Origin of the sequence: Bacteroides sp. MSK.20.12, assembly GCF_019052435.1 — a bacterium.
Classification (GTDB): domain Bacteria; phylum Bacteroidota; class Bacteroidia; order Bacteroidales; family Bacteroidaceae; genus Bacteroides; species Bacteroides xylanisolvens.
In genome coordinates, this window is the sequence record NZ_JAHQVH010000002.1 from 15,908 (window position 1) to 39,451 (window position 23,544).

The 23,544-nt window shown below is 41.2% G+C and carries 16 protein-coding genes; 1 reads left to right on the forward strand and 15 read right to left on the reverse strand.

From position 1 onward, the window contains the following. Positions 1–7 precede the first annotated feature (7 nt). Together KTR06_RS01310 and KTR06_RS01315 are read right to left on the reverse strand one after the other, a co-directional pair. A complete protein-coding gene (locus tag KTR06_RS01310) occupies positions 8–2,428 on the reverse strand; it encodes a PL29 family lyase N-terminal domain-containing protein (protein ID WP_254306386.1) in 2,421 nt (806 codons plus the stop codon). Positions 2,429–2,458: 30 nt separating this feature from the next. Next, positions 2,459–5,803: a PL29 family lyase N-terminal domain-containing protein gene (locus KTR06_RS01315; protein WP_217289884.1), complete on the reverse strand. Its 3,345-nt coding sequence runs from the start codon at positions 5,801–5,803 to the stop codon at positions 2,459–2,461. A 301-nt stretch (positions 5,804–6,104) separates the two neighbouring features. Here KTR06_RS01315 and KTR06_RS01320 point away from each other — a divergent pair, with 301 nt between their 5' ends. Then, positions 6,105–6,692, forward strand: coding sequence for an RNA polymerase sigma-70 factor (locus KTR06_RS01320; RefSeq protein ID WP_217289885.1), 588 nt, complete (start codon positions 6,105–6,107; stop codon positions 6,690–6,692). Between the two features lie 99 nt (positions 6,693–6,791). Here the strand turns inward: KTR06_RS01320 and KTR06_RS01325 are convergent, their stop codons facing one another. From KTR06_RS01325 to KTR06_RS01380, 13 genes are all read right to left on the reverse strand, one after another. Further along, positions 6,792–8,135: a Gfo/Idh/MocA family oxidoreductase gene (locus KTR06_RS01325; RefSeq protein ID WP_004322281.1), complete on the reverse strand. Its 1,344-nt coding sequence runs from the start codon at positions 8,133–8,135 to the stop codon at positions 6,792–6,794. Positions 8,136–8,222: 87 nt separating this feature from the next. Next, on the reverse strand, positions 8,223–8,462 hold the full coding sequence (locus KTR06_RS24425) for a hypothetical protein (protein WP_004299591.1): 240 nt from the start codon (positions 8,460–8,462) through the stop codon (positions 8,223–8,225). A 3-nt stretch (positions 8,463–8,465) separates the two neighbouring features. After that, complete coding sequence (locus KTR06_RS01330; RefSeq protein WP_015532228.1) at positions 8,466–9,791, reverse strand: Gfo/Idh/MocA family protein; 1,326 nt, start codon at positions 9,789–9,791, stop codon at positions 8,466–8,468. A 1-nt stretch (position 9,792) separates the two neighbouring features. Further along, positions 9,793–10,563 (reverse strand): FAD:protein FMN transferase, encoded by a 771-nt coding sequence (locus KTR06_RS01335; protein WP_217289913.1) that lies wholly within the window; start codon positions 10,561–10,563, stop codon positions 9,793–9,795. 51 nt (positions 10,564–10,614) lie between these two features. Further along, on the reverse strand, positions 10,615–12,024 hold the full coding sequence (locus tag KTR06_RS01340; protein ID WP_217289886.1) for a putative oxidoreductase C-terminal domain-containing protein: 1,410 nt from the start codon (positions 12,022–12,024) through the stop codon (positions 10,615–10,617). Between the two features lie 4 nt (positions 12,025–12,028). Next, positions 12,029–13,036: a Gfo/Idh/MocA family protein gene (locus KTR06_RS01345; RefSeq protein WP_008642906.1), complete on the reverse strand. Its 1,008-nt coding sequence runs from the start codon at positions 13,034–13,036 to the stop codon at positions 12,029–12,031. 6 nt (positions 13,037–13,042) lie between these two features. Further along, positions 13,043–13,834, reverse strand: a complete 792-nt coding sequence (locus KTR06_RS01350) for a glucosamine-6-phosphate deaminase (protein WP_004305159.1) — start codon at positions 13,832–13,834, stop codon at positions 13,043–13,045. Beyond that, positions 13,815–15,002: an N-acetylglucosamine-6-phosphate deacetylase gene (gene nagA, locus KTR06_RS01355; protein WP_217289887.1), complete on the reverse strand. Its 1,188-nt coding sequence runs from the start codon at positions 15,000–15,002 to the stop codon at positions 13,815–13,817. Before nagA ends, KTR06_RS01350 begins: the two co-directional genes overlap by 20 nt. Positions 15,003–15,019: 17 nt before the next feature. Then, entirely contained in the window at positions 15,020–16,336 is a 1,317-nt protein-coding gene (locus tag KTR06_RS01360; RefSeq protein WP_217289888.1) for a sugar MFS transporter, read from the reverse strand. Positions 16,337–16,342: 6 nt separating this feature from the next. Next, a complete protein-coding gene (locus KTR06_RS01365; RefSeq protein ID WP_004305152.1) occupies positions 16,343–18,547 on the reverse strand; it encodes a beta-glucosidase in 2,205 nt (734 codons plus the stop codon). A 23-nt stretch (positions 18,548–18,570) separates the two neighbouring features. After that, positions 18,571–20,139, reverse strand: a complete 1,569-nt coding sequence (locus KTR06_RS01370; protein ID WP_008024323.1) for a glycoside hydrolase family 26 protein — start codon at positions 20,137–20,139, stop codon at positions 18,571–18,573. A gap of 41 nt (positions 20,140–20,180) precedes the next feature. Then, positions 20,181–21,878, reverse strand: coding sequence for a DUF5018 domain-containing protein (locus tag KTR06_RS01375; RefSeq protein ID WP_008024325.1), 1,698 nt, complete (start codon positions 21,876–21,878; stop codon positions 20,181–20,183). A gap of 19 nt (positions 21,879–21,897) precedes the next feature. Next, on the reverse strand, positions 21,898–23,532 hold the full coding sequence (locus tag KTR06_RS01380; RefSeq protein ID WP_008024327.1) for a RagB/SusD family nutrient uptake outer membrane protein: 1,635 nt from the start codon (positions 23,530–23,532) through the stop codon (positions 21,898–21,900). Positions 23,533–23,544: the final 12 nt, after the last annotated feature.

A 23,544-nucleotide genomic window follows, 5' to 3' on the forward strand; every position in this document is an offset into this window, starting at 1 on the left:
GTGTCTTTTAGAAATTAATACTAGGATCGAAATTTTGGTTTGCATGACAAAATGCATTCTGGTTAGTGGCATCTGGTGCAGAAGTAGGATCGTCCTTATACTTGCTATAATCACCGACATAGCCTCCACATACACAAGCCTTGCAATTGGTCCAGGTTGCAGTGGAAGCACCAGAATAACCACATAACCAGCCCGGACCATGTCTGTTGGTCCCATTTCCTTCGGTGAATACATCTCCCAAAACAGCACCTTTGTTTACGCAACCGATAATCTGTATGTTAGAGTGACCGATGATGCCTCCTGTGCGGACACTTAGGTGAGTCATGACATTTCCGTAATTCGTGCAGGACTCTACTGTATATTCCGGTTTGGTTTTCAGGTCGTCTGTACCTCCTACAATTCCACCCATACGTTTGTAATTGTAGGTCACACTCGCTTCTTTGCCTTCATGTTGCCCTACTTTGTCATCTTCAATGGTTCCTCTGTTGTCACAGTTGTAAATGTTACCATACATTAGTGTTGCTACAATTCCGCCCGTTCTTCCGCTCGGACAACTGATATCGCCATAGTTGGTGCAGTAATTCAATTTTCCTCCTTCTGCTTTAGCCATGAAGGCGCAGATTCCGGCTGTCTGCATACCTGTACCGCCATTAGCTGTATTGCTGATGCGTCCTGTACGGACAAATCCTCTGTTGGAACAACCTTGTGCTTTGGATTTTCCTCCAATGGTTGTGTTGACAATTGTACCTACCAGGCCGGAAAGTGCGTTAAATTCTCCGGATTTATTATCGGCTGTGAAGTCGATATTATAATAGTTGGTACAGCCCTCTATTACCGATTTTTTGGCGAAGCAGACAAGAGGAGCTATGACAGTATATTTAGGTGCTGTTCCGCTCATCATCCAAGTTATAGTGGTACTGGCATCTCCTAAAACTAAATTTTTGACTGTCGCATTTTCTATCGAACCGAATAAACCATACGCCAATCCACCATTTGTTATATCTGCACTACAATTCAGGTTCTTGATAGCATGGCCTTGTCCGTTGAAAGTTCCAGTAAACGGATGTATGGAAACATAGGGCTCGGCCGTAGTATAGTTGGAAGCATTTATATCACCGATAGGTGTCCAACTGGTCACGGATGACATATCAATATCATTCAACAATACTATCTCTCCGGCGTCATTCTGCCAGCGGGAGGTACTTGTTCCGTTATTTACGGCTTTTGCAAAATTAACTAGATCGGCAGCAGTACTGATTCCTCCTTTAGCTTCCACTTCTTTAGCTTCTTGTATCACATCGATACTTGAAGATATATTATACAGCGAATTAGAGAATATTATTTTCCCGGAACGTTCGTCACCCGTTTCATTAGCCAGAATGGTGAAGGCATGTGTGGTTGTAATTAATGCACGGGTTCCTTTGTAAGTGATCCACTCGTTTTCTGTACTGACCTGATAGAATATGTTGGCAGATATCTGCATTTCTATGTCCATTTGGGTGCCTTTGAGTTGGATAGGACCTACATGACCTTGGTATAGTGGATCGTCCAGAATTGCGGTACCGTATGTGAAGTATATCGGTTTCAATACGGTATTATTTCCTGCACTTGCCAGCAACAGAATATTTCCTTCAGTCGCTCCTTCTTTCATGGTAGCGATGAGGGTGGAAGAGGCTTTATCTATTTTGACTTCCATATTGTAGGCAGTAAACAAGTCTACATATGCATTTTCCGATTGGGTACCATATATTTCATATGGAATACTAACCGGAGTAGCATAGTCTGTTACTGCATTGTAAACCGGACTGTTGAACCGGATACCGAGTGCCTCTTGTAAACTCATACGCAATTCCTGACCGTCTGCCAGAATAAATACGGCTTCTCCTGTTTTATCATCTATATAAGCCGATTTGAATAACAGATTACTTAAATCATTGGCTAATACACCGGTGCTGGCGCCATTCACACTCCAATAACCGTTCTCGTTTATTTTAACGTCAGGCATCGTTCCGCCTATCGGAAATTTCTTTCCGTCACCGTCGAGAATGAATGTATAAGTCTTCCCTTTATCAGTCGTCTGCGCCCAATAGAATTTACTGTCAGTATCCTGTTTGGCCGTGATGATAGGAAGTTTGATGGCATCTTCTTGAGTAGCGATCGTAACGGTGTGGGTTTCCCCACCACCGTCACTGTAAGATATTACGTGGTTGCCATCGGCATCCTGACTGATTAAAGTGATAAACGAACTCCCGATCACTTTAGACAGTGAAGTCATTTGCTTGGTCAATGTTTCGGCTTGAGCTTCATAATCTCCGATCGTCTTTTCTATTTCGTTGAGGTCCTGCCAGATTCGTTCGTCGTCGTAAGAACTGCAACTTCCCAGAAAACAGGCAGATATAAATAATGATATACTTATAAACTTTTTCATATATTCAGTGATTAACATTCGTTTGATTCATTATTCGAGTACTCTGACATGCAGATAGTTCATACAACTTCTCTCACCTTTCGTATCCGACACGTGATTGATTACTTTTCCGATACCATTCTCATAAGTCCACATTACTGTAGAGCCTCCCCCATCGAAACGGATTACATCATATAATCCCAACTTTTTGCAAACACGGTAAGCTTCGTAGAAATCAAGTCCTCTGTCACTATCTGTCCTTCCGTCTACACAGAAAATAACAATCTTTGATTTATCCTGTGTCATACCGAGATTGGTGGTCGGGTTGATTGTCTCTGCATCTTCTTTTTTAGGAGGTGCAGAGTATACGCCATTATATACATAGCGGTACATACTGGAGTTGTGTACTTTGATTGGATTAGTAGAACTGCCTATTTTAAGTTCGGCACTGATTTGTACTTTATCACCGGTTTTTAGGTTTTGAACTAGTTCGTCAGCTTTGTCTCCTGTTACTTGCAGTACCCATTCATTTTTATCTGTTACGTATGGGGCTTCTACTGTAGTGCCTCGTCCGTCAATGATTTTAGTAATTGTGGCTTCAAAATCACCAGAGTTAACCTTTAGCGGTTGGTTGTTCTTGCCGATGATAAATAGGGCTTTAGTTCCTATCGGGTTAGTTAATCCGGGATGGGGCTCTTTTACATACCTGAAGGTGTACAAGTTTGCATCGTATGATGGTTTTCCACTCAAACGGACAATAGTATCATTGACTGAATAATATTCATATTCCTTGGTACCAACTTTCAGTTTGCCTGTGAAATCTCTTTTTTCGAAGCTAACCGTACGGTTGTCAAAGAAGGTGAATCCCCAGACATGATTAGTTAAGATAGAACGTACATACGGGTTATTGATGAATACCGGTTCTCCTTCTTCAATATGCATTCCTCTGGGGAAGCCGTCATGTGAATTGAAGAAGCCGGTATTTATACCTACAATAATGTTTCTTCCTTCATCTCTTCGTCTGGTACAAGTCTCCGATAAGGTTTCGCGGAGGACTTTACCATTATTTGAATTATTATTACCATTCGGGTTTGGGCAAATTTCGTCTGCCATGACTGTCTCGAATGTAACTTTGGGGTTGTTCATGTCAATTTCAATAGCATAGATATTTTGATTGAAATTGATAAAGGAGTAGTGTTTGTACACAATACCTGATGCTAGTTCACGGTCCTCGGTCACCTGCCAGTCATAGTATGCCTCATCCTGGTTAGAGAAATTATTGGCTTCTTTGGAGAAAGCTCCGTGACGGACAGCGTTACTGTAAGTTGCTCCCGGAGTATCTTCCGGATTATTTTTGTAAATACTGTAATCTCCAACTTTACCTCCGATATGACAATCTGTGATATAGTTCGTACCGTTTTTGGTGCCACTATAACCACAGGCCCATCCGGCACCATGTTTGTTGGCTCCATCAGCAGTTGCATCGGACAAGATGATTCCATTGTTTGTACACGATTGAACAAATCCGGCATTGTGTCCGACAAATCCACCTGCACGACTTCCGTTTTGGGAATAGACATTTCCGTTGTTAATACAATTTTTGAGGTATTTATCTGTATTTATACCTCCTGCAAGTCCGCCGATGCGTTTCACATTATATCGTTTGGAAGTTGAAACAAAAACACCATTCACGTCATCTTGAATGACTCCTTCGTTAGTGCTGTTTTCAATAATTCCTTCCTGTAGAGTTCCTGCAATTCCACCACCACGCCCGGAAGGTGCACTGATATTTCCTTTGTTAATTGCGTAGCCGATATAAGCCTCATCATTTTCTATATATCCCGCAATACCTCCTTGGTTGAAAGCTGAATAGGCACCGGAAGCAGTGTTGACTATGTTGCTGCACGTCAGGTTACCTTCGTTGCTGCAACCGTTTGCTTGTGTTGTGTCGCCTATTTTATTTCCGTATAATACACCTGCTAAACCTCCCATTCGAACACCTACATTAGCAGCGTCTGTTCCTTCAAAAGATAGATTTATTTGGTTGGTACATGCCAGTATGCTTCCCTCACAATAGCCTACTAAGCCGCCAATAGCAGCTCCTTGCGGAGCTTTACCTGTAATGGTGGCATTACCCGAAATCACTAAATTCCTGATGACACCGGAACTGCCGAGTGCATTGAATAATCCATGGGCAATATTGCCGTCTTCAAGATTATATGTAAAAGTCAGATTAATAACTGAATGTCCTTTACCATCAAATACATCGTTAAAGGTTTGCTCGCCGATTGTATAAACCACTTTTGTATTGGCGTTGGTCGTATTGCTTGTTACATTACTTCCTGCACCGCTCGTCAACGTGATATCTTTCATATCAATATCGTTCAACAGAATAACGTTTCCTTCCGTATCTTTGAATTTACGCAAACTACTTCCACTGGTCACAGCATCTATAAATGCTTTGAAGTCTGTTGCAGTAGCAATGCCTCCGTTTTCAATGATAGGCAAAGTGAAGCGCATCGGTTTGATCAGTACGTTATCTTCAGTGTCATAAAGCATAATCATTGTTACCCCTTCTTCGAAATCATCAGCGAAGGTGACGACCAATGTTTTATTACTACTATTTAACCTGGCTTCTAATCCATCGTCGTTGCGTGTGATGAGCATCAATGCTTGTGCTGCCTTTTTCCCAATGATATTATAATTTAAGGTAAGGTTTTTTGTTCCTTCCTCTATAATAATAGGAGAAATGGCAGTCTGATCTGTATTTTTAAACTCCACATTAAATAGTGTAAAGGTATTGACCGATAGAGTTTCTCCGTTGCCTAGAGTAATTGAAGCAGTTCCGTTATCGTTCATTTCCACTTTAGTAATAAGTGAAGTTGTTTTTCCTTCAGCTTTAATCGGCTTTTGGTTGCTGTCTAGAATTTGCTGGCCGTTAATAATCCAATATCCATTCTCATCCACTCGTATTTGAGGGGCGCTACCTGATACCGGTATTTTTTGTTTGTTGGCATCCAGCAGGAAAGTCGTTTGACCTTTGGTGGTAGTAGTCCAATAATATGTTCCGGCTTCTTCTTGTATTCCGATAATCGGACTGGAAACCATTTGGTCAGTGGTAGCAATGGTGAAACTATGCTCAATATTGTCACTTCCTTTATAAGAAATGACATAACCACCGTTAGCAGCTTCTGTGACAGAGGTGATGGCTCCTCCTTTCACAATCTGGCTCAACGCATTCGCTTGCAGTTGTAAACTGTTTAGCTTCTCTTTCAGTTGATCGAGATCTTTGTAGATTCCATCAATGTCCTTCCAGGCAGCCGAGTCATCATAGTCATCGGTGCAACTGCCAATCACGGGCATGAGTAGCAGGAATAAAAGTAGAAAATTTCTCATGTTCTTTAAATAAATTGATTCAATGGTTAATAGCGCGCTATGTGTGATTCGTTTCTATAATGAAGAACACATCATCTAACGGGGGTACGTAATCGGATTTGAACTTTTTTTTAAAATCATCACTATTTTCAATAAGACTTGAATTTTTCATATTAATTTCATAGTTTTGTCACCAGAAGTATGCTACTCCCTGTTTATTTCTCCCTTACATATTACAATATGATGTGATTTTAAATATGGCTTGGTATATCTTCTATATTATTTATAGCTTTGTTGACTAGAATCTTTTTTAGAAAAAACGATGAATAAAACTGATTTATCTTCTGCTACTGAAGAGCAACTGTTGTTACAGCGGTTGAGAGAAGGGGACATGGGGAGCTATGAAACCTTGTTTCATCGTTATTATCCTACCTTTTTTGCTTTTGCCAAAGGTATGCTGAAAGATGCAGGGGCAGCGGAAGATATTATTCAGAATGTGTTTATGAAAATTTGGATACACCGTGAGGCGCTGGACGAAACAATGTCAATCAAAAATTATATTTATGTACTCTCCAAACGTGAAGTCTTTAATCATCTTCGGGCCAAATACAATACTCATGTAGTGTTAACGGAAGACATGATGACATTGGAGCGACCTTCAAGTATAGATGAACCGACTACAGACTATCGTGAATTGCGAGAGGCAGTACAAAGTGTGATTAACACGATGCCACCTAAACGCCGGAGTGTGTTTTGCCTTAGTCGCTTTAAATCTCTGACTAATCAGGAGATTGCAGATAAACTTGGTATTTCCATTCGTACTGTCGAGAAACATATAGAACTGGCTCTCCGTACTTTTAAGGAACAATTAGGGAGCTTCTTTGCTCTTTTTGTGGGGTGGTTTCTTTAGATGGAGAGAAGGAAGTGTGATGATAATGGGTGGATTTTATAGTAGAAAGAGATATGTCGTATACATGACATATCTCTGATAATTTAATGAGAAGTTGATTTAAACCCGTATTTCCCAACCTTTTTCGTACTCTCTTCCCCAAAGTTTATTGGCTTCCAAATCGTTGAGAATTCGTCCGCTTCCCGGATCAATCTGTAATGAATGTCCGACACGTTGGGCAATGTTACCTAATTGTACTAACTGGGTACTGATACAGGCATCTACAATTCCGGAATTTAACTTTGTTCCTTTGCGAATGGCATCAAACCAGTTTCGGAAGTGGAAGGCATCCAGCTTTTCGGATGGATTCAACAGATTGCCAGTCTCAAATTTTAAATCACTTTTTACCTCTTTAATCGTTTTACCTTTTAAATCTGCAATTTTATATTCATTGCCACCGCCAATGAAGAGAGTTCCGGTTTCTCCATAAAATGCAGTTCCTACTCCATATCCGTCTACCGGCATCGTATTACAACTACGTCCTTCCCATGAAAAAGATGCTTCGTCACCAAATTGGAAGGTGATAAGTTGTGTGTCAGGAGTTTGCCAGTCGTCCTGAAAACGATACCGACCTCCGATAGAATCAACCTTTGTAGGATAATCTACACCCAATCCCCAGCGGAGTATATCAACAAAGTGAGTTCCATTGTTGAGCGCTTCACCTGTTCCCCAATTCCAGAACCAATGCCAGTTATAATGGATGAAATTATCTTTGAAATCAGCAACACGTGGGGCAGGACCTTGCCATAAATCCCAATCCAGATAATCAGGTACAGGAACAACTTTCCCTGTTCCAATGGAAGGGCGATTATTGACATACCAAGATTTGGCATATCTCACTTTTCCGATAGAACCGGATTTTATTTCTTCCATAGCTTTAATTACATTGGGAAAGGAACGGCGTTGGTTACCCACTTGAACAATCCGGTTGTATTTCAAAGCGGCTCGAACCAACATTTCATTTTCTGCCGGATTATGACTGGTCGGTTTTTCCAGATAAACATGCTTTCCGGCCTGCATAGCCATAATGGCTGCTTTGGCATGCCAATGGTCAGGGGTAGCAATCACCACTGCTTCAAAATCGTTCGACTCTAACATCTTACGAATGTCTTTTTCGCCTTTGGGAGTACGTCCGGTTATTTTGTGGATAGCAGCCTGACATTTTTCTAATGCTCTTGAGTCCACATCACAAATGTAAGTTACTTCACAATCTGGAAGTTTGGCAAATCCTTGCGCCAGGGCCTTACCTCTCGAATTTACTCCAATGACTCCGATACGTATTTTTTCGTTAGCTCCCAGAATATCTTGATAACGGCTTGAACCGAATCCTGGAAGTATGCTTCCTAATGAGAGTGCAGCTGTACCTGCTACTGTTTTTTTGATAAAATCTCTTCTTGTTGTCATAGTATCTATTTTTCTCCAAAATTAGGTTGTTATTAGAATATGTGAATGAGTATTTCCGTCAATTCTCCTTCAAAAAACGTAAATCTCTTATTTTTTTCTTCGGAAAAGGTGACTCAAGAATATCAGGATTCCTCGGGGAATCCATAATATGAGATAGATGAAAAAACTAATCACGATGACATACCCGATTTGGGATATTATTTCAATCCATGGGCGGGAATAGATAATGATTGCAATTACATTGATGATAAATGCAAGCAGGAAACTTAGAAGAAAGATATTCCTTTCTTGTTTCAACTTTTTTGAGGTGATAATAATATCTTTCATAGTTTAGAATTTCATATAGGGTATTTTATATTCGTCGGGGAAGAGGATATGGCGTTGTTCATCCATTGCCTGATTTCCAAGTAAACAAAGAACCGTTGAACAATATGCTTCTTCCACTACATTCTGTGCTTTCTCTCCGGTGATACACGACTGGCAGAAAGAAGACAGGATAATGTCCGAACCGTCTTTGTCTGCTCCGATCATACTCAATCCACTGTTTACGTGAATATCTCCATCAATGATAAAGTGTGGTGTGTACTCCATTTTTGTTTCCGGTCGCCAACTGGGACCTGCTGTCGGGATGGCGGCAAAGACCTTGTCTTTTACCTGGTCAATCAGTTGCCGGATACCCGAAGTTGAATGATCTTCTTCCAGATAATAAATACCTTTTGCCATTTCCATGGTTCCTTTACTTCCCAGAATCTGGTCTTCCATTCCGTTGAACTTGTTGGAAATCAATGATTCGTATGCGATCTTAACTCCATCCGAGTATCTGTAAGTGACATTGACGCTATCATAAACTTCTCGTCCGTCTTTCCAGTATACAATGTCACCCATTCCCATAATGGATTCCGGCATTTTTTGGGCTGCCCAGTTACAAACTTCCAACTGATGGCATGCTAATTCCGTCATTAATCCTCCGGAGCTCTCTTTGTATAATCTCCAATTAATTTTGCGTTCCAGCTCTGGTGAAGGAACCGGACGACGCCAGTCTGCATTACGGAACCAGTGACAGCGAAGACCTACTACATCTCCGATGAGACCGGAATGGATCATCTGCATTCCCTTGATGTACTTCTCGTCATACATTCGCTGCATACAAAAGTAGAGGACTTTGTCTGACTGGTTGTAAGTGTCATAGATAGCCTTGCACTCGTCAAGGGTACGTGCCATTGCTTTCTCGCAAAAGACATGTTTGCCGGCAGCTAATGCGTCCAATACAATAGGTGCATGCCAGTTTAGTGGTGTGGATATGATGACTCCATCGATGTCCTTCGATTCCAGTAGTTTGCGGTAATCCGTATATGGCTTTGCATCCGGACAAAGTTCTAATGCTTGTTGAAGATTGGGGGCATAATTATCACATACGGCAACAATTTGTGCATGAGGTATTTCTTTGAGGTTATGGATGTGGTATTGTCCTCTGGACCCGGTACCAATCAAAGCGATTCGTGCTTTCTCATGCTTGATCTCTTGTAGTTTCTCCGGAGTACAGGAAGTCAGCCAAGGAGTGGTCGCCAATAATGCGGTTCCTCCGGCAACATATCCCAGGCTTTTGATGAATTGTCTGAGTCCTAAGTCTACTCCTTTTTCTTTATGTTCTTTCATATCATAAATTGTATAGGGTTGCTTGTATATTATTGAACTTTTCTGAAATCTTTTTTTGTTCCTGTTCATTGGCAATCATCCAGACCGTACTAAGAATTTCGGCTTCCAACGGGTCGGGGGACAGGATAGAACTTGCTTTTCGTTGTTTATTAAATATGCCTGTAAGCGGATTCATAATGTGTCCGGTATATTGTAACGTATTGCCGGAAGTGGATAATGCTGTATCCTGCAGATCGAATTCTTTTAGAAGAGACTGATTGTACGGGTTCAGAAAACTGACTTCCCAACAATCTCCATAAGGATGATGTCCTATACCCAGGATCGAACTGTTTCCAAAATTAGCAAATGCATTACTAATATTCTCCTGTTCAATGAATTTTCTTATTTTCTTCAAAGCATATCCTTTGGCAAAACCTCCAAAATCAAGTGAAATATCAGGAGATGTAAAGGAGATATATGAATGTTCATGAAGTTGTATTTGGGAGAAATCTTTTAATGTAATGTCGAATAAGTGTGAAGTGGTCTCATAATAGTATGAGCAAAGCTGTAAGATTGATTTCATCTCTTTACTGATTTGAATCTTGCTTTGAGAAGCATGATTATTAATCTTGGAAACTTCACTATGAGGATCAAAACGATTTAATATTTTATCCAATCGCTCCAGCTCATAGGCGATATCTGCCCAAAGTGTATTCAATCGGTCGATATCGGAATGAATGAGCAGGATATCGAATCGGGTCCCCATGATATGAGGAATGAAGCCATGAAACATGGCTTCATTTTCATAATATTTGCATCTTGTTTCTAACACCTATTGTTTTGTTTATTTGTTTCCTTTCTTTGCCATTTCTACAGCAGTAGTAGTAATGTAATATTTAGCTAGTGTATTTTCATTTTCCCATTCCGGCATATCCTGATTGTGTACATAATGCAGGAAAGCCTTTGCCACTTTGCTGAAATGTTCTTCGTGTCCTAATCGTTTTTCCTGTGGTATGTCAATCAGATAAGTTCCATTCTTTTTGTTTTTGACAGATAAGAACGGATAAGTTATTTGAAGCTGTTCCACTGTTTTTTGCAATTGAGCTTCAAATGTCCGATTGTCAATGTCCGGTTCTTTCTGTATATATAGCTCTTTTACAAATCCATTTTTTTCATCCTGAACGATTTTTAAAGTGGCTTTACTTCCTTTCTTTATGGAAGTAAATGTATCTCCTCCGTTAGTGGGTGGAGTATAATTCCATGTGACTTTCATTCCTATACAAATCCCTTTAACGGTATAGTTGAGACTTCCGTTTGCCATCACCTCCAATACATCGTTTTTTATGTATCGGTTAAGATAAGCGGGAAAAGAATCGATTTGTGTCGATTGACTGAACTCTGCTAATGTAATTGGAGTTGGCCAGTGTTTGGCGGCATTCACGGTGACATCCGATTGATAATGAATCGTTTCATCAGGAAAACATTGCCAGTTGATGAGGTCGATCAGATGTGTTGTAACATCTGCAATGCCTTCTCCTTGTTGCTCTACATCGTAATACCATGCCGGGCGAATTAATGGCTTGCCAGAAACTGTCTTGAAAAAATGATGCACGCTTTCCATTATGACAGATGGATTGTCCGGTGAACCTTTTTGTAAATCTCCGAATAATTCCGTCTGATGCAAAAGCTCTTTTTCTATGATATTGAGGATATCATAACGTTCCGTCATCAGATCGTATAAAAGAAGATTCTTTTCTTTGGCGAGTTGATAGGCTTCTGTCAATAACTTGAAATCCTGTGGATTGATAGCCAGTGGCTTATCGGCAAGGACATGATATCCGGCTTTGATAGACTCCATGATATAGCGCGTCTTTTTCTGATTGTTTCCGGCCAATACTACTACATTACCTTTATGATCGGCAAGCATTTTCTGGAGATAATCATCTCCGGTATATACTTGTTTTTTCCATGTCGTAGGAGATTCCGCCCGCTGGTTATAAGAATCAATGCTTTCCAGATATTGATTGACGCCTGTTCCTTCGGGGGCATATATCCGGATGGTGTCACTGACATCTGTCAATTTCTCTTTTTGAAGCAGGCTGGCATGGAAATGTCCGGGATCGAGTACTACTATTTCCAATTGGGGTAGATCATTTGTCTCCATCTTATTCGCAGCTTGCTTTTTCGAGAAAGAACAAGAAACGACTATAAATAAAATTGCTATAATGGCAGTTCCTTTATATATAGATTTCATTCTCTTACTTTTTATAAGTTTTGATTAGTTTTCGGGCATCTTTCCAACCTTTTTGATAAGCTTCTTCCAATGTGACAATTCTTCCATTCTCTGTTTTACTCATATTGGATGCTTTCATGAAAGTGAATATTTCGATTGTCTCTTCTTTGGAGATAGGTGAAATTCCTGTTTGAAAGTATTTAAGAATCTGCTCAAGAAGCGCTTTATAACCTTGGTAACCTCCTGCGGCTACTGCTCCTTTTGAAGTATAGGCAGTTCCACCATAAATTTGCGGTCCTTTTATAATCGCTCTGAAAGTTCCGATTCTACCATCTTTCCATCGTCCTACTACTATATCCCCTCTATCTGAAGACATCCGGTTGACTGATTCGCATCCTGTCCCCATAATTGTGTATAATGTTTCTACTCCATGAATACCATAGAAACCGAAATCCGGATGCGTTGGTTCCACTTTGTGAGGAGAATAACAATCGGCTCCAAGGATTTTGCCAAATTCTCCATTTCTTAATTTCTGGTTTTGAGGAGTAAATCTAAGAGCAGAAGAGGAAAAAACAGGCGCATTGTATTTTTCTGCCATTTCATAAATAGCGATTGCATCTCCTAAAGTAGCTCCGATAGGTTTGTCAATATAGCATATCTTACCTGATTTGAATACCTCGACGGCTTGTTCCAAATGTAGTCTGCCGTCATTGGTTTCCAAAAGGACACAGTCTACTTTTTCCAGTAAATCTGCTATTGATGAGGTGATTTCCACGCCATTTGCTTTGACCTTTTCAATGTATCCGGGGATTCGTTCGTAACTGGATTGAATAGTCTTTGAACCGTACGGATACGCTGCTACTACCCTAAAACCTTTGGAAAAGGTCTCATCCGAACCACTATTAATCAGTTCGGTGAAAGCGGTGGAATGGGATGTGTCCAGACCAATAATTCCGATCCGCATAACTTTTTGTGCGTGTATACTGAAGCTGATAGCCAGTAGTATAAGAAGAAGTGAGATTCTGTTTTTCATAATCCTTTATAAATTAATTCTTTCTGCACTTTCCGGGTCCAAATATAATGAAGAATTTTCTTTTCTTCGCAATATGCTGGCCGGACATTTTTCTGAAACTTCACCATAAACAGTCTGATAGACTGCTTGAGCTTTATTTTTGAACGGGACGATACAAAACATCCATTCAGCTTTTAGCAAAGCCGGTATCGTGAGTGTTAAAGCTTCTTTGGGTACTAAGTCTAGTGTCTTGAAGCATTTTTCATTGACTTGCTGTTGGCGACATATTGGGTCCAGTTCAACTACTTTCACAAGTTTGGGATCATTAAAGTCTGCTACATCCGGATCATTGAAAGCAATATGCCCATTTTCTCCAATTCCCAGACAAACGATGTCAACCGGATGCTTAGTCAGCAAGTCTGCATATCGCTGACATTCCTCTTCAAGGTTTTCCGCCAGACCATTCAGATAGTTGACTTTCTTGAAAGGAACTTTGTCAAAGATACGAATTCTAAGGAAATGTCCAAAACTTTGTGGGGCTTCCGGATGTATACCGATGTATTCATCCATATGAAAAGCGTTTATTCTGGTCCAGTCGATGCGTTTGTCATGAATCAGATGACTCAAAAACTCATTTTGTGAGGGGGCAGCGGCGAAAATCATATTTATTTCCGGTTTGCTTTCCAATAAGCGACAAATTTGGTCGCCGACTTCTTTTGCGGCTACACTGCCCATCTCTTGAATGGACGGGAAAATTCGAACTGTTAATTGTTCCTGCTGAAAAACTTTGGTCTTAGTTTCATTTAGTATAGATAACATGGCCTTTTAATATTGTATTATTTATATTTATTTGATTATCAAAAATGACTATGTCGGCATCCTTACCGATTTCTAAAGAACCTTTTTCTTTGTCAATATGAAGAATACGGGCGGGCGTCAGGGTCATCATACGGACGGCGTCAATGAGAGGAACACCGGCTAAATATATCATGGTTCGAACCAGCCGGTCGGTTGTTGCAACACTACCGGCAAAAGCTTTCCGATCCGGCATTTTGGCCACTCCGTCTTCGATAATGACTTTCTGGCCGTTGTTGAGGCTACCTAATATCGATTCACCGTCCGGCATACCCGCTCCTCTCATGGCATCAGTGCAGAGGGCTGTTTTATCAACTCCTTTGAACTTGTATACGAATTGGAGCAGGGGTTTCGGAAGATGTATGCCATCGGCAATAATCTCCACTGTCATATCTTCAATCAAGTAGGCGGCTTCTACTACTCCGGCATAGCGGAAAGCATTTTTGCGGGTCACTGATGACATGGCCGAATAAAGGTGGGTCACATGTGTATAACCTGCTGTAAAGGCTTTCTCAACTTCTTCATAAATCGCGTCGGTATGAGCGATGGAGGGCAGAATATGATGTTGTCGCAGAGTTTGCCCTAGTGCTAGAGCACCCTCCAACTCTGGAGCTACGCTCCAACGGATAATATCTTTTGAGGCTTCCAGAATGGCATTATATTCTTCTGCTTGCGGCTTTTTCAGGAAGTTCGGGTCTTGCGCACCACATTGTTTCGGTGAAAAGTAAGGTCCTTCCAAATGTAAACCGATAAACTGCGAACCATTGATATTCATTTCTTTGGCTTTCCGATATACGGTAAACGTCGTCATTAACTCCTCATTAGTGCTGGTGAGTGTGGTGGGAACCATTGCGGTAGTACCATACTTGGCATGTGTCTCGGCCACTCCGAGAAAAGCCTCAACAGTACCATCCATGAAGTCATGTCCTCCTCCTCCGTGGATATGCATGTCGATGAATCCTGGTGAAACATAATTCTGACGGGCGTCTATTACCTTGTCACCGACGAGCGGTTGATAGCTTCCATTGGGAATAATCTGCTCAATTTTTCCATTTTCGCATATCAATGTTTGGCCCATTTCTATGCCTGTTGGCAGGATGAGTTTTCCATTTGTTATGATGAGTCTTTCCATATTATTTCGTTTTTAATTTATTTCCAGGAGTCTATTTTATGACCTTTAACTGCAAAGAAAACCAAATATAAAAAACAGGGAATCAATACCCAATAACCGAAACGCAGACTATACATATCTGCCAGATGACCATATATCAGAGGCAGAATGGCATTGCCACATAATCCCATGATAAGAAGAGAGGAACCGGTTTTGGTGAATTTCCCTAGTCCATGAATGGAAAGTGGCCAGATACCTGCGTAGATTAAAGCATTCGGGAAACCCAATGCGTTCAGAAAGAAAATGGAGGCATTGGCATGATGACCGAACAGAGTTACTTCAAAATCTGCAAATACAACTCCGAATGAAAGGAGTAATCCGATGATGGTACAACCTATAAGTGCATTTTTTTGTGAAACATATTTGGGTATTAACAGGATCCCCAGCAGATAACCAATCATAGTACAGGCCAATGTATATGAGGGAAATGTTTTAGCTTCGAGCAGGTCCATACCCATCGAATTGGCATAATTGATGATTGTATCAATTGCGATAACTTGTGTTCCTACATGAAGAAATATAGCCACTGCTCCCAAGATAAGGTAAGGAAAGTCGAAAATACTTTTTCTGGTGTGATGGTGGCTACCTGTATCTTCCGTGCTGTTTTCTTCGTCTGTGTTGATTTCAGGCAGAATGGAGTAACGGATACCGATACCGGTAAACAGTAAAATAACGCCTAGAACAGCATAAGGCACAATGACGCGTTGTATTAATTCGTCAAGCATAGCGTTCTTTGTGGCTATGTCTAAAGTCCCCGATTCTATAGTGGCAAAAAGCTCCTTGTCGGTAACATTTAATATCAATGCAGCAAATATGAGTGGTGAGACGATACCTGCGAATTTATTGCATATTCCCATAATACTGATTCGTCTGGCGGCACTATCAATAGGACCGATAATGGTGACATAAGGATTAGCGGCAGTTTGCAATATGGCTAATCCGGTGCCGATGGAAAATAGACCGGCCAGGAATATCTCGAATTGACGGGCTAATGCTGCCGGAACAAATAAGAAAGCTCCTAAGGCGGTAAGCATAAAACCATACATAATACCTCGCTTGAATCCCACTTTCTTGAGAAGTACTCCCGAGGGGATAGCCATTACAAAGTAGGCGATATAAAATGCAAAGGCGACAAAGTAGGATTCGAAATGTGTCAGTTCACAGGATATGCGGAAGTATGGAATCAGTATGGCATTGACCCACGACACAAATCCGAAGATAAAGAACATCCCTGCCAGAATTGCAATTGATATGTAGTATGTCTTTTTGCTGCTTATAAGGTTATTGTTTTCCATGTGTTTTTATTTTTTCAGTTCGAAATCTTTCTGTAATTTGATGTCCCGTGACGATGCGCCTATTAATACTGTAAACATGCCAGGTTCGTCTTTCCAGCATTTACTTTCGGTATCGTAGTATTGTAAGGCGCGGCGCGGTAACTTGATAGTGACTTGTTTGGATTCACCCGGTTTTAAGCCAACCTTAGTGAACCCTTTTAATTCTTTAAACGGGCGTTCTACAGAACATTTGTTTTGATGCAAATATAACTGTGCAATTTCCTGGCCATATCGTTTTCCCGTGTTAGTAATGGTGAATGATACGGCAAACTCTGTGTCCGAGTCTTTCCATACAGGTTTCATCTTTATGTTTGAATAAGTAAAAGTGGTATAGGATAATCCATAACCGAATTCAAATTGGGGGACTACACGGTAAGTATCGAAGTAGCGGTAGCCGACCATAAGCCCTTCCTTGAAACGGACGGTGTCGTTTATACCCGGATATTCTCCAAATACGTGATCAGGCATATCTTCCAGACGCTTACACCAGGTAGTAGTCAGTTTTCCCGAAGGATTGACTTCTCCAAACAATGTACGTGCCAGTGCATTTCCTCCTTCCATCCCTAGAAAACTGCCGTGCAGTAATGCCGTAGCATCATTATACCATTCTCCTATTTCGACGGGGCCACCGGAGATTAGTACCACTACAGTGTTGGGATTAACCTCCAGGATACCTTTTAATAATCTGTCCTGTTGGTAAGGAAGCTTTAAATTCGGCTTATCGTACCCTTCACAGTCAGAACCATGTTCGTGGGAGGTTCCACCTATATAGATAACCAATTCTGCTTGGGCAGCTGTATTGATTGCTTTCTTATATAGCTCTTCATCGGATTTATCAAATTCGTTCGTGAACCAATGACCAACCTTATACGCCTTTTTACTCAATTGATAACCGGGTGCATATTCGATCCGGGCTTTTCCATCTAAAAGATTTTGTAGCCCTTCCAAAGGAGTAACTTCATATTTAGCTTTAAGTTTTGTACTGCCACCTCCTGCTGCAAATACTTCGGTTGCATTTGCGCCAATCACTGCGACATTCTTGTATTGTGCCGGGTCTAGTGGTAGCATATCTTTGGAATTCTTCAATAATACCAATGATTCCTCCGCTATTTCTCTGGCAGCCTTAGTATGGGCAGGTATTGCAAGTTTGGCTGCCATACCTGTAGTGTCATAAGGAACTTGTCCTATTAAATCAAGTCGAATCATCAATTTCAGAATATTACGTACTTTTTTGTTGACGGCTTCTTCCGGAATCTCTCCATTACGTACTTTCTTCAATAAAGGATCGGCCAAATAATATTTATTGAAAGCATATTTCCCATTTTCTTTGATGCTTGTTCCCATTTCGACATCCATACCGCACAGAGCTGTTCGCTCTGTGTTATGGACTGCATTCCAGTCCGATACGACTAATCCGTCAAATCCTAGTTCATCACGAAGTAAAGTATCAAGAAGATAAGGACTTTCCGTACACCACAACCCTCGAACCTTGTTATATGCCGCCATGGCTGCCATGGCTCCACCTCGTTGTATGGCAGCTTCAAAAGCCGGAAGATAAATTTCGTGTAAGGTGCGTTCGTCTACTTCTACACTCACTTTGTACTGGTTGTATGCCTGGCTATTCAGAGCAAAATGCTTCACACAAGAGGCTACTCCCTGTGACTGTACTCCTTGTATATATGGAACAGCCAGTTCACCGGAGAAGAAAGGATCCTCGCTGAAATATTCCCAATTACGTCCATTGAGTAAGGAACGGTGAATGTTGACTCCCGGAGCCAGGCTCACATGCTTACCGCGTGCTTTACATTCAGCTCCAAGAACTTCTCCATATAGCTGTGCCAGATCACGGTTCCAAGTAGATGCTAAGGCGCTTAATGCAGGTAGATAGCTACATGCGTCGTTATCCCATCGGGCGGATTCCCACCCATTGGCTACTCCCTCAAATCTTACTCCGTGAGGTCCGTCGGAGTAGTGCAGGTCGGGGATGCCAAGCCTTGGAACACCGGTACTTGAAAACATCGTGTTACTGTGCAACATTCCAATTTTCTCTTCCAAAGTCATTTGTGATAATAAACTTTCTATCTGTTTATCAGTACTTGCTACTTTATTACCAGTCAGACAGGAGGAGAATATAATCAGAATCAGCCAGCTATATGGAGTCAGTCTTTTCATACTAGAATACTTGTTGTCTTTGATTATTTTGAGTTATTTTTTCTTGTTTCAATTTCACTGTACACAGCATCCGGGATCAGATCAAGCCAGTAAGGATCCTGGACGAGTTCCTTGTACAGTTCAAGTGCCAGAGGGTCACTTTGCAGACGGCGGTCACCATTCTCTGCATTTTCGTGATTCTCCCATACGACGGCCTTGACACGTGGCTCTTCATCCTTCAGCTTAAACCATTCTCTTACCCATCTCTGGTGGTCGCATGTACTGGAGTATCCTCCTTCACTAATCATGATAGGCTTGTCTGCCGATACCTGCTTGATTCCTTGCATCAGCGTGAGCGGATATCTTCTTTCTTCCGGATAAGTAGCACTAAGCGATGGTGGATAACAGCTTACTCCCAGCCAATCTACATACATATCTCCTGGATAATAGTTTTTCATTGCGTTTGCTTCCGTACCCGGCATGCTTACACTGTTGGGTGACCATACGAAGACATTGTAGGCAGTGACACCCAACTGTTCTGCAATGTTATACATACGTCTCCAAGCCTTGACATAGTTTGTGGGATCTCCGTAATACGGAGTCCAGCTTCCATTCATTTCGTTGGCTGGTCTGAACCAGATAGGTCCCATGTCACGTACTTTTTGGGCAGCCACTTCGGCGAAGTATGATTTGTGAAAATCGTCAAGTTCGCCATTTGCCATTTGCTGGGTGGGAATGACGGGCAGCCATCCGTAAAGGAAGAATCGGTATTTGCCCTGATAGTTTTTTCCCCAGTATTTCTCACGTACTGTTTGCATTTCGCTGAAATTTCGTCCCGGTTCCATATTCTGATACCATAAGATCATAGATAGTTGTTTTCCCACCAATTTTTCAAATAAGGCAACGGCACACTGGTCAGTACTTCCTTCGCGGTCTTCCGGATCGAATCCGTATAATGGTGGGAATGCTCCATGATAACATCCTTTTTCGGGGACGTACTTCATGTCATTATGAAATTCTCCCATTACCTTGATTTCGTCGATGAGCATCATCGTACTGGTGGAAGCTGAAGATTTGAGAGTCGCTTTCACATATCTGCATGCTACATTACTAAAGTCTGTTTTTCCCCAAGCGTCCGACTTTCCGTTGCTGTCGGAATAGGTAATTGGTGAGGCTGCTTTTTCCCATTGGCTTTTGTCCTTGCTGGTTGATACTTCTATTTGAGCAGGGAATACAATTTGTGATGTCGGATCGGAAATAGCATGTACTGATACTTCTGTGATACTGCGTAATGATCCCAAATCAATTATTACTTCTACAGTTTGTGCATCCCAACCGACTCCTCTGTTTTTAGTCGAGAGGGTACCGGTCTCCTCATCCGTCAGTTTGGTGCCGGATGTCCAGGGATCGAGAGGGGCTTTATCAGCGTAGGCATTGTTGGCTACAACATTCATTTTATAGAATTTGCCTGCCGCCACATTAATAATGCTTTGTTCATTTGGATCTTTGGGCTTGTTTGGATCAAAAGTAACTTCCCATGATCTCGTTTCTTCTGCATTGCAAGCGTATATGAGTATTGCAACTGCTATTAACCATAAATTTTTTAATTTCATATTTAGTGGTATATTATAAGGTTGATTACTGGTTGTTTGTATTACATATCAATACAGTCATATTGGTAGCAGGCGATACCTCCATTAGAAAATACGAGATAAACGTATAGATAATAACCATTTTTGGCAACTTTAAATACGACATCTCCGGTTCCTTCGGTGTTCTGACCGGAATTCTCGCGACCTCCATATATCTTGTCCGGACATACTACTATCTGGTTATCGAATGAACCGCTGCTAAGGTCATACATACGGACAGCATCAGAACCAGTTACGGCATAGTTGAAACTATTTACATGATTGTAAATGACATAAGGTACTTTGTTGAACACGGCATAGTCTACGGCATTGATAATTGTGTTACCCGGAGCACCTGTATTTGCCGCTTTTATGCTATTGTCTGTTCCTTTAAACCAGTAGAAATAGCGTTTGGCAGAAGTGTCTGTGACATGGCTGGCCAAGAAATAGTCACTTTGAGTGTCGGTGTCATCAGCATAAATCACATCCGCCCATTTAATCCAGTTTGAAGTCAGCAGAGAGGAACTCATAATGACAAATTCCGGACTTTGTGATTGTAAAGTACCATTTATGACACGCCAGCGGGCGAATTGTACTTTACTATCCTTTTGGAATACTGGAGTTGTGATAAGGGCATTGGCATCCAAATCTCCCTGGATAGAGATCTTCCAACCAAATCTTATATTAGTGCCAGTTTTATATTCAATATATTTCTGTGGTTTCTCATTCACTCCATTAGCTTTCCATACGGTGAAAGTACCTCCTGATGGAGTATAGCTGCAGAATAAAATATTATTTCCCCGATCTGCTGTTGCATGGAAGTTTGAATTATCACCGGCAAATTGGCTGATATCCATAGAACCTGCTATTTCTCCGGTCTGGCTATTTAAGTAAATGGCACGATCATTGGCACGTTCGTTGATGACAACATATTTGTCGACTACTGCAAGTCCGGTTACTTTACCCGGTAGCAGAATACCGCTTATTTCAGATAGTCTTTTAGACCATAATAGCTTACCGCTTCCTTGGCGAATACCTGCAACAGTTTTTTGCGGAATATCTTTTTTTACCGTATATGTTGCTTTATCTATGCCATTCTGTGCTGTGACGACGATGGTCTGTTCTTGTTCATAGTCTAGTGCTTCTGTTTCGGGATTGGGACTGCATGTTGCTCCATGTGAGATATCAATGTTAGCTATCTGCTCCCCTACATTATCTATGGTTACTAATGAAATTGTTTTTTCGTTTTCATTAATGACTCCCAATAGCCCTATGGCAGGAATATCGAATTTTGTGATGCTACATTCGTTGCTCTTACGGATTTCACCTATTACTTTGAATTCGGTACTAGTCCCGGAGGTCTGATCTTTCACTGTGATATAGTTGTCTTGGGTAAGATCCATATAAAGTAATGGTGGAGTTACACTGACATTATTCGCTAAACTGGCACTCAATCTTACCCGCTTTAGTGCAGAGGTCGGCAATACATTATCCGACAATTTGGGATAATTGTATGGGAAAATAAATGTGATTGAATGATTGGTATAATCTATCTCACCTTTGAAACTATTTTCGCTGCTGTCATCGTTCGGAAACGATGCAGTGATGCTGTTGATACCTTCGCGTTGAATGTCAGAACCCAACTCTTCAGGACTGTGACAACTAGTTACTCCCCATAGAAGAACTAATGCCTGGATGATTGATATAATTTTGTTTTTCATTGTTCTAAGAGTTTTATTGTTATTTCCATTCATCATATTGCTCAATCAATGAGTTATTCTTCAATTCTTCAGACGGTACAGGAAGGACATATAATTTCTTTATAAACTTGCGGTCCTGTCCGTCGCAATCAACATATTCGTATGTATTGGTAGCACCAATGATTTTAAAGCCATGTGTGCGATAGTTGTTGTATTCAATATGGGCTAATTCCCAACGACGCATATCCCAGAATAAATGACCTTCATAGGCTAGTTCAACCTTTCTTTCATTTCTGTAATCTTTGAACCAAGCCTCGCCTGTAGAGAATTTACCCGGTAAATTCACTTTTACTCTGGCGCGTACCTCATTCATTGCACTTTGGGCTTCCCCGATCTTATTGAGTCGATAAGCTGCTTCCGCTTTGTTCAATAAAACTTCGGCATAGCGAATTTCAACCCACGGTTGGGCGCTTTTCCCATTTTTGACGTCTGTCAGCGTTTCGTCTAACAATTTCCTTAAAAAATAACCGGTTGTGGTTTTGCCGTATGAAGTACCCTGTTCCCGGTAAGGCATAAACACACCATTCTTTCCGTCAAGGCTGCAATCCATCTTTTTCCCTTTCCAGGTACATCCTCTATAGATTACAGTTGCGGCGAAGCGAGGTTCCAGTTGGTCGTATGGAGGAGTCTCATCAGTAATGCCATGCCAGGGTGTCCAGTCTATCTTTTCTCCATTTTTGCTTTCATAACATTCTACCATTTCCTGGGTAGGAGTTCCTGTTGAACCATTGTCATAACCATCACATTGTGGTACATAATATCGGTCGAAAAGATGATTAGGCCCGTTGGCAGCATCATAATCAAACTCCAGAATCGCTTCTTTATTATTCCCTTTCCATGCATCTTCATATTTGTCCGTCAGACCATATAGTTTGAGTGCAATTACATTATTAGCAGCATCATAGGCATCCTGCCAACGTTTGGCATATAACATTGCTCTCGATTTCAGTGCATAGGCTGCTCCTTTGGTGATACGCCCTTTATTTGCCGCATCCCATTCCTTGGGTAAATTATTGGCTGCAAAATCAAGATCGTCGGCTATGAATTGCCAGGTTTCTTCAGCACTGCTGCGGGCTTTATTAGTTGATACCGGCAGATCGTCATACAAGATGACACCTCCATGTCTTTTGGCTAACTGGAAATATACAAATGCACGGAAAAAGCGTACTTGAGCTTCCCAAAGCTTATTTTTGTCTGCTGAAAATTCGGAATATTTTCTTTGTAGAGATAGAAATTGGTTTGTTTCTCGGATCTGTTTGTATGCTGTTGAACGTAGCCAGATACTGTATAGACAGTTATCCGGAGAGATAGCATCCGGTGTAAGTACATAAAGATTAGGATGGCCGGCTCTGTGTCCTAGCGTATATGAACCATACTTAAATGCGTCAGTCAGACTTTCTGTAAAACTTCCGTAGAATTGGGCCTCCCCGAATTGACCGTAATCATGCAGGAGGGGATAGAAACTATTCACATATTTGTCAACCTGGGTTTCATCTTGCCAGATGATTTCATCACTAACGGTAGTCGTTTGTTTTACTTCATCCAGCCAGTCGTTGCACGAACTTAAAGTCAGCAACACAAAGAAGAGTGATATATTAATAGATAACTTTTTCATATAGCGTATATT

Coding starts and splice junctions, on each gene's coding strand:
- KTR06_RS01310 (WP_254306386.1), bottom strand. CDS start 2,428: ATGAAAAAGTTTATAAGTATATCATTATTTATATCTGCCTGTTTTCTG.
- KTR06_RS01315 (WP_217289884.1), bottom strand. CDS start 5,803: ATGAGAAATTTTCTACTTTTATTCCTGCTACTCATGCCCGTGATTGGC.
- KTR06_RS01320 (WP_217289885.1), top strand. CDS start 6,105: ATGAATAAAACTGATTTATCTTCTGCTACTGAAGAGCAACTGTTGTTA.
- KTR06_RS01325 (WP_004322281.1), bottom strand. CDS start 8,135: ATGACAACAAGAAGAGATTTTATCAAAAAAACAGTAGCAGGTACAGCT.
- KTR06_RS24425 (WP_004299591.1), bottom strand. CDS start 8,462: ATGAAAGATATTATTATCACCTCAAAAAAGTTGAAACAAGAAAGGAAT.
- KTR06_RS01330 (WP_015532228.1), bottom strand. CDS start 9,791: ATGAAAGAACATAAAGAAAAAGGAGTAGACTTAGGACTCAGACAATTC.
- KTR06_RS01335 (WP_217289913.1), bottom strand. CDS start 10,563: ATGTTTCATGGCTTCATTCCTCATATCATGGGGACCCGATTCGATATC.
- KTR06_RS01340 (WP_217289886.1), bottom strand. CDS start 12,024: ATGAAATCTATATATAAAGGAACTGCCATTATAGCAATTTTATTTATA.
- KTR06_RS01345 (WP_008642906.1), bottom strand. CDS start 13,036: ATGAAAAACAGAATCTCACTTCTTCTTATACTACTGGCTATCAGCTTC.
- KTR06_RS01350 (WP_004305159.1), bottom strand. CDS start 13,834: ATGTTATCTATACTAAATGAAACTAAGACCAAAGTTTTTCAGCAGGAA.
- nagA (WP_217289887.1), bottom strand. CDS start 15,002: ATGGAAAGACTCATCATAACAAATGGAAAACTCATCCTGCCAACAGGC.
- KTR06_RS01360 (WP_217289888.1), bottom strand. CDS start 16,336: ATGGAAAACAATAACCTTATAAGCAGCAAAAAGACATACTACATATCA.
- KTR06_RS01365 (WP_004305152.1), bottom strand. CDS start 18,547: ATGAAAAGACTGACTCCATATAGCTGGCTGATTCTGATTATATTCTCC.
- KTR06_RS01370 (WP_008024323.1), bottom strand. CDS start 20,139: ATGAAATTAAAAAATTTATGGTTAATAGCAGTTGCAATACTCATATAC.
- KTR06_RS01375 (WP_008024325.1), bottom strand. CDS start 21,878: ATGAAAAACAAAATTATATCAATCATCCAGGCATTAGTTCTTCTATGG.
- KTR06_RS01380 (WP_008024327.1), bottom strand. CDS start 23,532: ATGAAAAAGTTATCTATTAATATATCACTCTTCTTTGTGTTGCTGACT.